Origin of the sequence: Paenibacillus sp. FSL L8-0663, from assembly GCF_038008125.1 — a bacterium.
In the GTDB taxonomy this organism is placed as follows: Bacteria; Bacillota; Bacilli; order Paenibacillales; family Paenibacillaceae; genus Paenibacillus; species Paenibacillus polymyxa_D.
In genome coordinates this window covers 851,076-865,647 of sequence record NZ_JBBOYM010000001.1, presented here as the reverse complement: position 1 = coordinate 865,647, position 14,572 = coordinate 851,076, and the positions used below count along the sequence as shown (strand labels likewise).

At 44.7% G+C, this 14,572-nt stretch carries 14 protein-coding genes; 7 read left to right on the top strand and 7 right to left on the bottom strand.

Annotated features, from left to right (window positions below):
• The first annotated feature begins 10 nt into the window (after positions 1-10).
• The gene (locus MKY75_RS03820; RefSeq protein ID WP_165150793.1) at positions 11-1,141 is read left to right on the top strand and encodes a Gfo/Idh/MocA family protein; all 1,131 of its coding nucleotides are present in this window, start codon (positions 11-13) and stop codon (positions 1,139-1,141) included.
• 148 nt (positions 1,142-1,289) lie between these two features.
• Here MKY75_RS03820 and MKY75_RS03815 read toward each other — a convergent pair whose 3' ends face one another.
• Together MKY75_RS03815 and guaA are read right to left on the bottom strand one after the other, a co-directional pair.
• Complete coding sequence (locus MKY75_RS03815) at positions 1,290-1,907, bottom strand: peptidase E (RefSeq protein WP_165150791.1); 618 nt, start codon at positions 1,905-1,907, stop codon at positions 1,290-1,292.
• 393 nt (positions 1,908-2,300) lie between these two features.
• The gene (gene guaA / locus MKY75_RS03810; RefSeq protein ID WP_013308777.1) at positions 2,301-3,839 is read right to left on the bottom strand and encodes a glutamine-hydrolyzing GMP synthase; all 1,539 of its coding nucleotides are present in this window, start codon (positions 3,837-3,839) and stop codon (positions 2,301-2,303) included.
• A gap of 145 nt (positions 3,840-3,984) precedes the next feature.
• Here guaA and MKY75_RS03805 point away from each other — a divergent pair, with 145 nt between their 5' ends.
• Positions 3,985-4,641 carry a DedA family protein gene (locus MKY75_RS03805; RefSeq protein ID WP_039270692.1) on the top strand — a complete coding sequence of 219 codons (657 nt, stop codon included), beginning with the start codon at positions 3,985-3,987 and terminating at the stop codon, positions 4,639-4,641.
• Positions 4,642-4,647: 6 nt separating this feature from the next.
• Here the strand turns inward: MKY75_RS03805 and MKY75_RS03800 are convergent, their stop codons facing one another.
• On the bottom strand, positions 4,648-5,871 hold the full coding sequence (locus MKY75_RS03800) for an MFS transporter (RefSeq protein ID WP_340884355.1): 1,224 nt from the start codon (positions 5,869-5,871) through the stop codon (positions 4,648-4,650).
• Positions 5,872-6,026: 155 nt separating this feature from the next.
• Between MKY75_RS03800 and MKY75_RS03795 the strand changes: the two genes are divergently transcribed.
• Genes MKY75_RS03795 through MKY75_RS03775 form a run of 5 tightly spaced genes read left to right on the top strand, consistent with a single transcriptional unit; the run spans position 6,027 to position 11,287 of the window.
• Positions 6,027-7,568, top strand: a complete 1,542-nt coding sequence (locus MKY75_RS03795; protein WP_165150785.1) for a spore germination protein — start codon at positions 6,027-6,029, stop codon at positions 7,566-7,568.
• Positions 7,565-8,773 carry a Ger(x)C family spore germination protein gene (locus MKY75_RS03790; protein WP_165150783.1) on the top strand — a complete coding sequence of 403 codons (1,209 nt, stop codon included), beginning with the start codon at positions 7,565-7,567 and terminating at the stop codon, positions 8,771-8,773. The genes MKY75_RS03795 and MKY75_RS03790 overlap by 4 nt, the downstream gene beginning before the upstream one ends.
• Positions 8,774-8,778: 5 nt before the next feature.
• Positions 8,779-9,888, top strand: a complete 1,110-nt coding sequence (locus MKY75_RS03785) for a GerAB/ArcD/ProY family transporter (RefSeq protein ID WP_165150781.1) — start codon at positions 8,779-8,781, stop codon at positions 9,886-9,888.
• A 29-nt stretch (positions 9,889-9,917) separates the two neighbouring features.
• On the top strand, positions 9,918-10,154 hold the full coding sequence (locus tag MKY75_RS03780; RefSeq protein WP_025718028.1) for a hypothetical protein: 237 nt from the start codon (positions 9,918-9,920) through the stop codon (positions 10,152-10,154).
• Between the two features lie 17 nt (positions 10,155-10,171).
• Entirely contained in the window at positions 10,172-11,287 is a 1,116-nt protein-coding gene (locus tag MKY75_RS03775; protein WP_165150779.1) for a GerAB/ArcD/ProY family transporter, read from the top strand.
• A gap of 67 nt (positions 11,288-11,354) precedes the next feature.
• Here the strand turns inward: MKY75_RS03775 and bcp are convergent, their stop codons facing one another.
• Genes bcp through MKY75_RS03755 form a run of 4 tightly spaced genes read right to left on the bottom strand, consistent with a single transcriptional unit; the run spans position 11,355 to position 14,494 of the window.
• On the bottom strand, positions 11,355-11,831 hold the full coding sequence (gene bcp, locus MKY75_RS03770; RefSeq protein ID WP_165150777.1) for a thioredoxin-dependent thiol peroxidase: 477 nt from the start codon (positions 11,829-11,831) through the stop codon (positions 11,355-11,357).
• A 42-nt stretch (positions 11,832-11,873) separates the two neighbouring features.
• Complete coding sequence (locus MKY75_RS03765) at positions 11,874-12,662, bottom strand: ABC transporter permease (protein WP_025718032.1); 789 nt, start codon at positions 12,660-12,662, stop codon at positions 11,874-11,876.
• Positions 12,663-12,666: 4 nt separating this feature from the next.
• Entirely contained in the window at positions 12,667-13,461 is a 795-nt protein-coding gene (locus MKY75_RS03760) for an ABC transporter permease (protein WP_025718034.1), read from the bottom strand.
• Positions 13,454-14,494, bottom strand: coding sequence for an ABC transporter ATP-binding protein (locus MKY75_RS03755; RefSeq protein ID WP_165150775.1), 1,041 nt, complete (start codon positions 14,492-14,494; stop codon positions 13,454-13,456). The genes MKY75_RS03760 and MKY75_RS03755 overlap by 8 nt, the downstream gene beginning before the upstream one ends.
• Positions 14,495-14,572: the final 78 nt, after the last annotated feature.

Below are 14,572 nucleotides of genomic sequence, written 5' to 3'. Positions count from 1 at the left end.
GTATGGCAACATGGTAATAAAGAAGATTCGTGCAGGTATCGTAGGAGGTTCGATGAATAATAAATGGGCTAGTCAAACGCATATTCCGGCGTTGCTCAAGCACTCAAACCTGGATATCACTGCCGTCGGCACCTCCCGTATGGAGAGTGCACGACAAAGTGCAGAAGAAGTAGGTGCGGCACTGGCTTTTGATGATGCCAAAAAGCTCGCAGCTTCCGAGGATGTGGACATGGTCGTGGTGAGCGTAAAAGTTCCCCATCATTATGAGGCGGTGATGGCGGCAATTCAAGAGAGAAAGCATATTTTTTGTGAATGGCCCTTGGGGGCAAACACTGCGGAAGCTGCTGAAATGGTCGAGGCGGCGGCACTGGCAGGCATTCATCATACCGTCGGCTTGCAGGCACGGCAGGATCTTGAAGTGCAAACGATGAAAAAATTGGTGGAGAGCGGAGAGATTGGTGAAATTCTATCCTGTCATATGCAAGTAGCTACTTCCGGCAAAGGTGGACAAGTAAATCAGGACACTGCTTATTTGCTGAACAGAGCCAATGGCGCTAATCTGCTGACGATTAACGGCGGGCATTCTCTGGATGCGCTGCAATACATCGTTGGCGAATTCCGCGAGCTATCGGCCATCACATCATCTCGCTATAATGAAGCCACTATTCAGGAAACGGGTGAAGTCATTTCCAAGGATACAGCCGATCAGATTCTGATTCACGGACTATTGGAAAAGGGGGCGCCGATATCCGTTCACATTCAGGGCGGAGTGAATTCTAAGTTTGAGATAGAGATTCAGGGGAAAAGGGGTATTTTGCGATTGACACAGAATCCTTCGCTTGGGCATGTTCAATTTGGGAATCTGACGCTCGAAAAACTTGCGTACGATCCAAGCAGTACGCAGAGTCATGGTCCTAATGGGGCGTTTGAACAAATAAGTGTAACTGCTGAGCCTGATGGCGGACTGGATTTTCCAAAACAAGGGGTAACCCTGAATGTAGCCAAGGCTCATCATGTATTTGCCGAGGATATTTTGACGGGCACCCGTCTCGCTCCTGATTTCAACCACGCCTTAAAGCTGCATCAGCTACTGGATCGCATCGAGGAATCGGCTGCAACCGGGAAAAAGATTGTATGGTAAGGTAGAATTATAAAAAAAGAACATTCAGCACCACGATACATGTGGAATTGAATGTTCTTTATATTGTAATCAGTTTAAAATCCTACCCCACTCGATGGTGGTAATGCAGTGGACTTCCCTCCAGAAAAATTGCCTTTTTTTAATGAAGTCATGTGTTCTCAACTTTTATCCTGTCACCTTCAACCAAAATAACTTCCGCGTTGCTGATTGGATATAAATTTAATTGGCTGCCATATTCCTCAATGATGCTCTCCACCGCTTTTTTAAACGGGATGTTCGTATGGTGGGGGACTGGGTAGAATTCAATGATCCCGAGCGCAACAAAGGAATCCAAAACAGGCGCTTCCTGCACATTGTCCATAAGTCGGGCATATTCGATATTCGGTGATAAAATCATCGAACCTGCCGATTCACCTATGTATAACTTCCCTGCATTAACTTCATCAGCAATGATTTTGTCAGCCCCGGTTCTTTTTAACTCTTGAAGTAAATAAAATGTGTTGCCTCCGGTAATATAAATATAGTCATTTCCTCTAATTTTACTCTCTATTTCATTCAATGGTGCTGTGCTGATTTCGATTTCATCCACGACTAATCCTAAATTCTCTAATGCTTTTTTCCCTGAATTCACATAAAACTTAACTTTCTCTGGAATACTCGCGGTTGGGATGAAGGTGACTTTTTTTCCTTCTAAGTTTTCACCAGCGAAATGGACTAAGCATGGTGCAACATCCTTAAATGAGGACGATAGAAATAATTTTTTCATCTCTTTATTCTCCTTAGAACAACGTTTAATGAAACGAGATATGTAACACTTTAATCTAGGTACATTATAAAATATATTAGTATCAAAACATGACACCATTAGAGCATGACATGAAAAAGAGGTGAACGTTTAATTTCATACTTGATTTAAGCTATTTATAGCTTGAATCTAATAAAACCATATAAAAAAGGAGATACATTACCATTGAATAATATCTCCTTTTTTCAACTTCATATTCCGTTTTGCAACAACAAATGACTTCATATCCCGTCCTTGCTTGCCCCCGTAAAAAAGACTCCAACCGCATAGCGATACTTCGCCGATACGGAGGAGTCTTGATGTTGTATTGGTAAATCTTAAAGGTTCGTGGTTACAGGGCGGGAGTTCCCGCGTTTATTCCCACTCAATCGTTGCTGGTGGTTTGGAAGTAATATCGTACACGATACGATTCACGTTATCCACTTCGTTTACGATACGAACGGAGATTTTCTCCAGCACATCCCAAGGAATACGTGCCCAGTCAGCAGTCATACCGTCGATGGAGGTTACTGCACGAATACCTACAGTGTAAGAATACGTACGAGCATCGCCCATAACGCCAACACTCTTCATATTCGGCAAAGCGGTGAAGTATTGCCAGATTTCCCGGTCCAGACCGGCTTTAGCAATCTCCTCGCGCAAAATGTAATCCGATTCACGAACAATGGTTAGCTTGTCCTCTGTCACTTCACCCAGCACACGAATGGCAAGACCCGGACCTGGGAATGGTTGACGCCATACAATCTCAGCTGGCAGTCCGCATTCTTCGCCGACTTTACGCACTTCGTCCTTGAACAGGGCATTCAACGGCTCGATTAGCTTGAACTTCATGTTCTCCGGCAAACCACCCACATTATGATGGGATTTAATGGTCTGTGCCGTTGCAGTTCCGCTCTCTACAATATCCGTATACAGCGTACCTTGTGCCAGGAAAGTAAAATCGTCGAATTGAGAAGATTCTTCCTCGAACACATAGATAAACTCGTTACCGATGATTTTACGTTTTTGTTCCGGATCATCGACTCCTGCCAGCTTGGACAAGAAGCGCTCACGTGCGTCAATTTTGACAACTTTCATATCAAATTTACCAACGAACGTCTCCATTACACTTTCGGCTTCACCTTTGCGCAGCAATCCATGGTCAATGAACATACACGTCAGTTGGTCACCGATCGCTTTATGAATAAGCATCGCTACAACGGAAGAATCCACGCCACCGCTTAAGGCACACAATACTTTCTTGTCGCCAACCTGTTGACGAATCTCACGAATCTGATCTTCAATGAACGATTCCATAGTCCAGTTGCCTTCACAACCGCACACTTCATAAAGGAAGTTGCTGATCATCTCGTTACCTTGAACGGAATGACGTACCTCTGGATGGAATTGCACAGCATACAGATTCCGCTCCAGGTTACTCATCGCGGCAATCGGCGCACTCTCTGTTCCTGCATCCAGTGTAAAGCCGGTTGGCAGATCCGTAACGTGATCCCCATGGCTCATCCATACGGTTTGACGAGAATCCAGTCCTTTAGCCAAGCGGGCATCCTGATTGAATTGCACGTCTGCTTTACCATACTCACGCTTGCCCGCACGTTCTACCTTACCATCCAGTTGGTGAGCCATCAGCTGCATGCCATAACAAATACCAAAGATAGGAATGCCCAGGTCATAAATTGCCCGATCCACCTGAGGAGCATTGTCTGTATATACGCTGGAAGGTCCGCCTGAGAAAACAATCCCTTTTGGCGCCAGCTCTCTCAGCTTCTCCGCAGGAGTATTGTATGGAAGGAGCTCGCTATATACACCGAGATCCCGAATTCTTCTTGCGATTAACTGGTTGTATTGTCCTCCAAAGTCGAGAACTACAACGATTTCATTAGGCTTATTCATTACCGTGCCTCCCTCAATTGTTCGTTTCATTATACGCAACGATAAAACAAGACGTCAAGAATTCAACCGGAGTTGAGCGGGCATGAAAAGATTGTTAAAATGAATTGATTCTAAAATACTCAATCTGTTCGTAGGAGTGTAAACGATGGATGTGCTGAAGTGGATCGCGCAATTGTTCGAAGAATACGGCTACGGCGTCCTTTTTTTCGGCTTGCTGCTTGAGTTTATTGCTTTACCATTTCCCGGGGAAACCACCATGGCTTATGCGGGATATCTCTCCTATGCCGGTACCCTTGACTTCGGTAAACTGATGCTGCTAGCTTTTTTGGGCACAACCATCGGTATGACTATTACCTACTTTATCGGAAAGTGGGCTGGACTCCCCTTTATTCAGAAATATGGTAAATGGGTTTTGTTATCGCCGGACAAGCTTCAGAAAACACAAAAATGGTTTCAACGATATGGATACTGGCTTATTTTCCTTGGATATTTCATCCCCGGTGTCAGGCATTTTACCGGTTATTTTGCCGGAATTATTGCTCTTTCTTTCCGTAAATTTGTCTTATATGCTTACAGCGGCGCTTTATTCTGGGTCATCCTCTTTCTAAGCATCGGCAAGCTGTTTGGTCCCCAATGGGATGCCATTTTCCATTTGGTAGAGCTGTATGCACTGCGAATTGCGGGAGTCGTTGGGTTCATAATCCTGCTGTATATTATTTACCGGTGGAGAAGCTTCCTATTTAGCTCGCTACGCAAATCCGAAAAATCGGTGAAAACCAGCAACAAGGATGACACGAAGTAATCACACTCATGCTGCCTTGCGGCTACGAGTCCTTGCATAATACATCAAAATCACGATAGATATCACAATAAACCCCGCACCTCCAGCCAAACCCAGCATACGCGGCTCCATCATTTCAATCGCCACCCCTGCTCCAAACATAGACAGTCCGATGATACCTTGGCTCCACGCCGTCAGCATGCCCAACAATGGACCCTGTAAATACAATGGGGTCTCCCGCATTAATAATGTATCCAGACAAATGGCCCCTACCCCGCCAGCCAACGAAATTAAGAAGTAAATAGCAACCGCCGCCCATGCGTGATAAATACCGCTTAATCCCATAAGTAAAATTCCCTCCAACAAAAGGCATACCAGTCCTCCCTTCAACAAAGAACCACTGAATAAATGTCCTATTGCATAGCTGGCAACCAGACCCGCGCCCAAAGCGGCGTAAAACAATCCGATCCCGGCATCGCCCAGCCTGAATTCCTGCACTGCATATACACTAATCAGAACATTATCAATGCCATTGAGCATAGGAACCAGCAACTCAAATGCAATAACAACCTGGAGAGGAACAGATGAAAGGATACAGTCCAACATTCGTGATCTGCTCCGGTTTGAATCTAACAGCGAAGGAGTTTGATGTGTTTTAACATAGGAATCCTCCCTGCTTATTTTCTCCTTCATGACAGGTGGAAATGCAATATTGCGAACGATCATAGCTGCGGCAAAAAAACTTGCTGCGTTCAATATAAATGCAGCTTGTGGTCCAAAGAGAGCAGATATGATGCCTCCGGCAGCAGCACCAACAACCAGCACCAGCCCGCTCATCACCTGCTCAAGACTGTTCACCTTCAATAATTCGGAGGGATGAACAAGCAGCGGAATGGACGATTTACGAGCAGGAGCATACAAAGCTTCTCCGCAGGCTAGCAGGGTACTGACTCCATAAATGATCCATATGTCCTCAGGACTATGAATACTTAAAAAGACAAGGGCTGCCAAGCCTCTGAAGAGATCCGTAGTCATCATAAGCACTTGCCGGGATATACGGGTAATAAGCACGCCCGCCGCAGGTGACAGGACTAAAAAAGGAATCATCCGCAATCCCAGCATGATACCCACACTGAATCCCGAACCGGTAAGCCGATAAATTAAAGCCAACAAAGCGATCTGACAGAATCGGTCTCCTATTCCGTTAATGATACCTGCGGCAAATAACTTCCTGTATTGCCTATCTACCATTTTAATCAACTCCGATACTTAGGATTCATTTATTATATATCAATCTAATTAGTTACATATCTAATTTATAAAAATCGCTCTATAATCGCAAGGCATAAATTCATATATTAAGAGCATACTAAGCCAACAAACTCCAATATCGGAGGATTTTACGTATGCCAAATCAGAATAAAAGTTGTCCACTTACTCATGTGTCCTCTAACTTGAAGGATAATGTGAATCATATCGAAAGCTCCTTTGGAAACAGCGGAGATGTAATCATTAAAGAGCTATTATGGATGCAAAAATGGCCAGCAGCTCTATTTTATATTGATGGTCTGATCAACACTCAATTGCTCCATGATTCCGTTCTCCGTTCATTGATGCGAGTAAATGAACATCATGTACCGGAGGGCGCAGAACCATTCGACTATTTGAAGAATCAAGTTTTGATTGCAGGTAACTCAGGTAGTGTGGACGAAATGGATGCCTTATTCAACCAGATGCTATCTGGCGGTATTATCATTTTGCTGGACGGATACGCAAAGGGCATATGGATTGATGCGGTCGGTTGGGAGGATCGCAGTGTTAGCGAACCCCAATCCCAAAGTGTCGTACGGGGTCCAATGGAGGCTTTTACCGAAAATTTACGTACCAATACCGCTCTAATTCGTAGGCGAATCCGCGATCCGCGCCTGTGGATGGAAACAAGACAGATCGGTCAAGTCACTCATACCAATGTGTCCGTGATGTATATCAAAGGAATTGCTGACGAAGGGGTTATTCAGGAACTGAGAGAACGTTTGGACCGAATTGATATTGACGGAATTTTGGAAGGGGGTTACATCGAAGAGGAAATTCAGGATGAATCCTTCACCCCATTTCCCACCATTTATAGCAGCGAGCGCCCGGATTCGGTCGCTGCCAGCCTGTTGGAGGGCCGAATCGCTATCTTGGTGGACGGGACCCCCTTTGTACTGTTGATACCCGCATTGTTCGTTCAATTTTTCCAGTCGGCAGAGGATTATTACCAGCGTGCTGACATCAGCACTTTGCTGCGTTTGCTGCGTTTCTTTGCCTTTTTTATCGCTTTGCTTGCGCCGGCAGTTTATATTGCGGTAACTACCTTTCATCAAGAGATGATTCCTACAAACTTATTGGTCAGTCTCGCTGCACAAAGGGAAGGCGTACCGTTTCCGGCTTTTGTCGAGGCGATGCTTATGGAAATCACCTATGAAATTTTGCGTGAAGCCGGGGTGCGTATTCCCAAGACTGTCGGACAAGCTGTCTCCATTGTAGGCACGCTGGTCATTGGACAAGCGGCTGTAGAAGCAGGAGTGGTCTCGGCGGCTATGGTCATTATTGTCTCAATCACAGCGATCTCCAGCTATGTTATTCCAGAAAACGGCCTGTCGATAGCGGTTCGTATTATACGCTTCGCCTTAATGATGCTAGCCGCAGCCTTTGGGCTTCTTGGAATATTGATGGGGTTAATCGTACTTTTGCTACACTTGACCAGTCTGAGATCCTTTGGAGTATCTTACATGAGTCCGTTCGGTCCCTATGTGGAAAGCGATATGAAAGATACGCTGTTTCGCTTACCCTGGCCTCATATGACGAAGCGTCCTCAATCCATCTCTACCCAAAATACGATCCGCCAAAAAACGAAAAAAAGACGGATCGGCAATAAATCTAAAACCAGAAGGGATCAACGATGAAGCAGACCATACATTTGTTCTTCGTCTGGGGACTGATTGCATTACTGTTAGGTGGTTGCTGGGATCGCACGGAATTAAATGAGCTAGGCATCGCTATTGGGATCGGGGTGGATATGGAAGGAGACCAGTATCAGGTAACCGCTCAGGTGGTCATTCCTTCTGCTGTAGCTTCCAAATCTTCACCAAGTGCAGGCTCTCCAGTCGTTACTTATCAGGCCACTGCACCCACGATTCAAGAGGCCATTGAAAAAATGACGAATACAAGTCCGCGCTCCATTTATTTATCTCATATTCGTATGCTGATTTTAGGTGAGGAGTATGCGAGAAAAGGGATTGCTGATGCGATTGAAGCCATGATGCGAGAGCCTTTTACAAGAAGTGACTTTTATATTGCGATAGCCAAGAATAACAAGGCTTCTACGATGTTAAAGATCCCAACCCCATTGGAAAAGTTGCCGGCAAATAAATTATTTGCTTCGTTAGATACCTTAACCAAAACCTGGGCTCCTGCCACCAAAGTAACCATGGATCAACTTCTTAGCAATCTGGTTAATCCCGACATCCAGTCCACTCTGCCCGCATTGGAAGCTGTGGGAGATATAGAGTCGTCCAATGAAAAAGGTATGGATGCCACCAAAAGCATATCGCCTGGAACCATATTGCGGTTTTCGGGTAATGGTGTATTCAAAAAAGACCGATTGCTGGGATGGATCAATGACCTTGACAGTAAAGGGCTCAGTTACATCAGTGATAAAGTGGAGTCTACAACGGGGCACACCGATTGTCAGGGTGGGGGTAACATTGCCCTATTAACCTTGAGTAGCGACACTCAAAAAAAAGTAATCATTCGTGATGGAGAACCTGTTATCTCCATATCCGTTACCAACAACAGCACAGTACGAGAAGTCAACTGCCAGCATATGAAGCTAGACAGTATGGACGATATTAAAGAAATTGAAGCCGCAAGCAATGAAAAAATTGTTGAAATTATGAAACATTCCGTAGAGACCGTTCGACATGAATTTAAGTCAGACATTTTCGGCTTTGGTCAGCTGATTCACCAGTCCAAACCCGAGCTTTGGAAAAGACTAAAAGAAGAAAAAGAAAATCCATTTATGGACTTACAGATTGAATATAAGGCACAGACAAAGATTAAAAAAATTGGTTCCTTGTTTGAATCATTCCAAAAACAAATGAAGGAGTGAGCTGGGTGGAGGAGAAAGGGCGTATCAGCATCAGAAATATAGCCGTACTCGTATTTTTGAGTATTATCGGAGACTGCGTATTGGTGTATCCCTCCCTCATTACAAGCATATCCAAGCAGGATGCCTGGATCAGCTCATTCCTAAGTATCCCAGCAGGATTGGCTGTATTACTGCTACTCCTGCGGGTACATCAGCTGTATCCTGATCTCACCTTTATTCAACTCTGCCAGCGAATTCTGGGTCCGTGGCTAGGCGCCCTCATCTCGATATGGTATTTGTTCCACTTATTGATGAATTCCGCGATTTATTTAAGAGAGGTCGGGGATTTTATGAACAGCCAGACTTATGTTATGACGCCTCTGCCTGTTATCAATTTACTCTTAATTCTTGCGCTTATGTGGGGGATGTATATGGGATTGGAGCCTATTGCGCGTACGGCTCAAATCTTATTACCATTATGCTTGGCTTTCACTTTGTTTTTAATCCTGTGCTTGCTTCCCCAATGTGAAAGTCAGCAGCTTAAGCCTATGCTGGAGCAAGGTATTCCCAAGATTATGGAAGGCAGCCTATTTGCACTGTCCTATCCATTCGGAGAATTAGCTTTTTTACTCATGATTTTTCCCTATGTGAGCAAAAAACCGGGTCTAAAAAAATCAGTTTTGCTAGCCGGACTTACTGCTAGCGTTCTGTTAAGCGTACTACTCTTGGTTTCTCTCATGGTTCTGGGCCCTTTTGTAACCGAACATAGTGTGTATACCTCTTATACACTATCTAAAAAAATCAATATAGGAAATTTCTTACAGAGAGTTGAATCCATGATGAGCATAGCCTGGATTATCACTACCTTTGTTAAAACCATTTTACACTTCTATGCCTTTACCTTAGGAATGACTCAGCTACTGCGATTAGACAATGTACGGACCTTTCTGGGCCCCAGCTTTATGATCCTATTTGGTCTGATTATCGTCTCGGCACCCAACATTACTTATTATCTGGATACGATCGTCCACGCTTGGATTTATTGGGATTTGACGGATTCCGTTATCCTGCCTTTACTGCTGTTTGTCGTATACAAGTTGAGATCGAAAGGCAATCATAGCCTGGGATCTAGTTGAGCCTCACCCTCAAAGGAAGGAGCATCGACATGCTGATTACCACTATTATTATCTGTATCGCTCTAGCCATTGCTGCCAAAGATTTGCCAGGCTTGTACCGAAAGCATCGCTTTAAGGATATGTTCGTGTACATCATTATGCTCGGATTAGGCACATGGCTTAGTGTCCTTGCGGCCAAATCAGAGGTTACGCCAAGCCCGCTGGTTCTGATTGAAATCATCTATAACCCTGTTAACGCTTTTGTGTCACATGTATTTGGCTTTTAGAAGGGAGGCAGCCACAAATGTCAAAAAAAGAACGTATCAGTGTTCGGCAAGTGACTGTCCTTATGTTTATGTGTTTAATCGGGGATATGCTCTTAATTTATCCGACTATGATTACACATATTGCTCATCAGGATGCCTGGATCAGCTCTATACTGTCCATACCGTTAGGTTTAATTATTATTTACGTGCTCCTTCGTGTTCATGAACTCTACCCGGGCCTTACACTTATTGAAGCGATCCGTAAAATTTTCGGGCCCGTATTCGGAACCATTGTCTCCTGCTGGTATTTGTTTTATTTTTTAATGAACACCGCTCTTATTGCTAGAGAGGTAGGCGATTTCCTGAATAATCAGTTATTTGTACAAACCCCTCTGCGTGTCCTGCTCGCTATGGGAATATCCCTAATGGTGCTTACTGCGCTAATGGGAATTGAAGCTTTCGGTCGTGTTAGCGAGATGCTATTACCAGCATATATATTAATCTTCTCTGGTCTGATCCTTGGACTCCTGCCACAAATCCAGCTTTCTAATGTACGGCCTGTTTTGGAAAACGGGTTAGCTCCTGTTGCTAAAGGAATGGTTCCAGGCACGGCTATGCCTTTTGCCGAAATGTCTATTATGCTCATGGTTTTTCCTTATGTAAACAAAAAAGCCCATTTTAAAAAGGACATGTTGCTTGCTTCCCTTATAGGCGGAATCGTGATTAGCCTGTTTCTGCTGCTCTCCCTTCTTGTGATTGGGCCCTTTGTGACCAATTACAGTCCATACATTTCTTCTGTACTCACGACAAAAATTAATGAATTGAATTATATTACACGCGTTGAATCGCTTGTTGCTTTAACCTGGGCACTTGCTGCCTATTTCAAAGGTGTTCTTTTCTTTTACGCGTTTACTTTCGGAACAACCCAGCTATTCCGAGTTTCTAATATCCGCCCCTTTGTCATCCCCGTAGGAGCGCTTGTGTTTGGCATGACCATTTTGATAACCCCAAATGTGTTTTATTATGTAAGAACTCTTGTTTATCCCATGTCTACCTGGCATTATACAAACGGCTTGATCATTCCGCTTGTTTTATGGGGTGTTTATCTCTGCAAGCAAAGGTGGAAGCATCGACAGAACATATCCAAAAATTAACAAAAACCTTTTGAAACCGATGCTTAAAGAAGCATAATCCGATTCCAAAAGGTTTTTTGTTCTTCACTTAGGCCATATCCTGAATGTATGCCAGCGCAGCATCAATATGCCCTTTCACCCTTAAACCACGCCATTCATGAACTAAAATTCCATTTTCATCAATAAGGAACGTAGACCGAACAATACCCATGTACTGTTTGCCGTACATCTGTTTTTGCTGCCATACACCATACGTCTCAGCGACCTGATGCTCTTCATCAGATAACAACTGAAAAGGGAGTCCATACTTTGCAATAAACTTGTCATGCTGCTTGAGTGGATCTGGGCTTATCCCCAAAATCACCGTGTTCAAGCCTTCAAACTCCGTATGTTTATCCCGAAAATCACAAGCCTGGGTCGAGCAGCTAGAGGTCAAATCCTTGGGATAGAAATACAGCAACACCCTATTGCCTCGATAATCAGACAGCTTGACACTCTTTCCTTCACTCCCAGGCAATTCAAAATCCGGTGCCGCTTGTCCAATAACGGTAAATGCCGCGGACATCTCATCATCTCCTATCTTGTGGGGGTTCTTATATAACCTGACCTATGAGCCTGCCCCTCTGTAGCGGCGAATTCCCCAGTTCCATGCCAGTAAGCCCAAGGTCAGAAAGACAATTCCCATCACAGGAGTTAAGAGCGCCATATGGCGCATGTCCTCTCGGTGAAGGAACAGGGAGGCTGGATATACGCCAACAAAAGCAAACGGTAGTATCCAAGTCAGCACAACCTGAATGGCTCGGTTATAGATCGTTACTGGATAACGTCCGTAGCCCTGAATATTGTACATGAGCGGAATAATTCCTGTCGGCGCATCCGAAAAAAACGAAAGGGAAGTCAATATGGTGTATATCCCCGTATAGATCGCCACGGCACTTAGGCTCAAAATGATCAGCGCCGGTATGAACCACCACTCCATAGCCAAGTCCATCTGTGCCCCGCTGATCCCCATAATAATCAGACCGATCACTGAGCCGACCAGTGCGGGCGGGTCCACATTTTCAAGGAAAATCTGGAACAGATTATACGCAGGACGGGTCATTACCCGGTCGAGTTCACCTTTTACAATATAACGCTCGCTAAAGTTCCAAAGGTTGACGAAACAGCTGAATAGTCCGTAAGGAACCATGAAAAATCCATAAACGAACACGACTTCATTTTCACTCCAGCCACCCAAACTGTCTGTGTGCATAAAAATAACCAGGATAAAAATAAGATTCGTGGCCTGAAACAGCAGATCTGAAATCACTTCTACCCAAAAGTCGGCCCGATAGGTGAGCCGTGACTTCATGTAATTTTTTAAATATTCGCTAATGAGACCCAAATAGTACATCATCGGCTTACCCTCCCTGCACGAACAGACGTCTGCGCGCCAGTCGCCAAATGATGATCATCGGCACGAGCAGAACGACCAGCCAAATGATTTGGATACCCAGTACATTCCAAATGCCAACGCCTTTTACACGTCCCGTAAATACAGAGCCCGGCAAATAGGTAATCGCCTGAAACGGCATCCATTGGGCGATTGTCGCCAGCCAGCCTGGGAACAAACTGATTGGCAAAATCAACCCGGAAAACAGATCTACAACTACGCGCTTCATACGCATCATGCCCTCATTATTTTCGATAAAAAAGGCCGTTAATCCCGTAATAATATTAATCTGAGTGTTGATCATAAAGCTAAAAAAAAGCATGACCAGAAAACCAACCCAGGCTACCGGATCCGTGGGAAGTTTCACCGGAAATAGCAGCAACGCAATCGCCATACCTGGAATCATAAACAACAGAAAACGAAACATTCCCTCGCCGAGTCCTTGCATAAATTTAACAAGTACATAGTTATAAGGTCGGATCATCTGAATTGCAATGCTTCCATCACGAATATCCGTCGATATCTCGCGATCCAGATTGTTAAAATAAAAGGCTCTCGCCATCCACGATACGGCTACATACGTCGTCATCTGAGCAGCGGTAAAGCCTCCAATGCTACCCGCATCGCCATATATCGCTTTGTATGTGAAATAATACACGCCAATATTCATGCAATAAATAAGGATTCCTGAATAATAGTTCACACGATAAGCCAGCATCGTGAGAAATCGGATACGAATAAAATCGGTGTATACGCTAAGCATGAACTTTGGCCTCCACTACCGGATTGCCCTGGCGTTCAGCCGAGCCAGACTGATAGATACTGCGGACGATATCATCCGTGTTGGTTTCAATGATTTTGATATCCGTAATGTCCGTGCGACCGACTACGCAAGCGAGCACATCCGATACATTAATATGAAGAGGAATCCATACCTTGGCAGCCAAATCATTATCCACCGTCCAAGCCAATGGCATATCAGCAGTCCATGCCTGTAATTGCTCCAATTGGGTCGATGTGCCGAACTGGAACCGTACTTCTCGACCTGTACCCCAACGCGCCTTCAGATCCTCAAGACCACCATCATAGATGATATTCCCATCATCCAGCATAATGACGCGCGAGCACAGCGCTTCAATATCCTGCAAATCATGGGTTGTCAGCAAAATAGTCGTACCGTAATCCCGGTTCATGTCCTTTAGAAACTCGCGGATTTCGGACTTTACCATAATATCGAGCCCAATGGTCGGCTCGTCCAGAAAAACAATAGACGGATTGTGCAGCAAAGCTGCTACCAACTCACAGCGCATCCGTTGCCCGAGACTAAGCTTGCGTACCGGGCGGCTTAGCAGATCCTGCAATTGCAGCCTCTCCACCAGCTCATCCAGCCTGCGTTTGAAGTCAGTAGCCGGAACCTGATATACTTTCCGCAGTAGCTGAAAAGACTCGATCACACCGATGTCCCACCAAAGCTGGCTGCGTTGACCGAAAACAACACCAATGTTGCCTACAAATTTCTCGCGCTCCTCATAGGGGACATAACCGCCCACCTTGAGATGTCCCGATGTCGGCACGAGAATACCTGTCAGCATCTTAATCGTGGTGGATTTTCCAGCGCCGTTCTCACCGATATAACCGCATATTTCCCCTTGTGGAATACGGAAGGAGATATCTTTGACCGCGGCCACCTCGTTGTATTCGCGGGCGAATAAATCAAGGAAGGCGCCTTTTAGGCCCTCGCGATTTTTTTGAACCTTAAATGTTTTGCGCAGATCCTGCACATCAATTGCCAGCATGTTATACCTCTCAATCAGGATTTGTAAAATCCATAGTTAAATTGATTGTGCTCCAAAAAGAAATTATAATGTAATGAA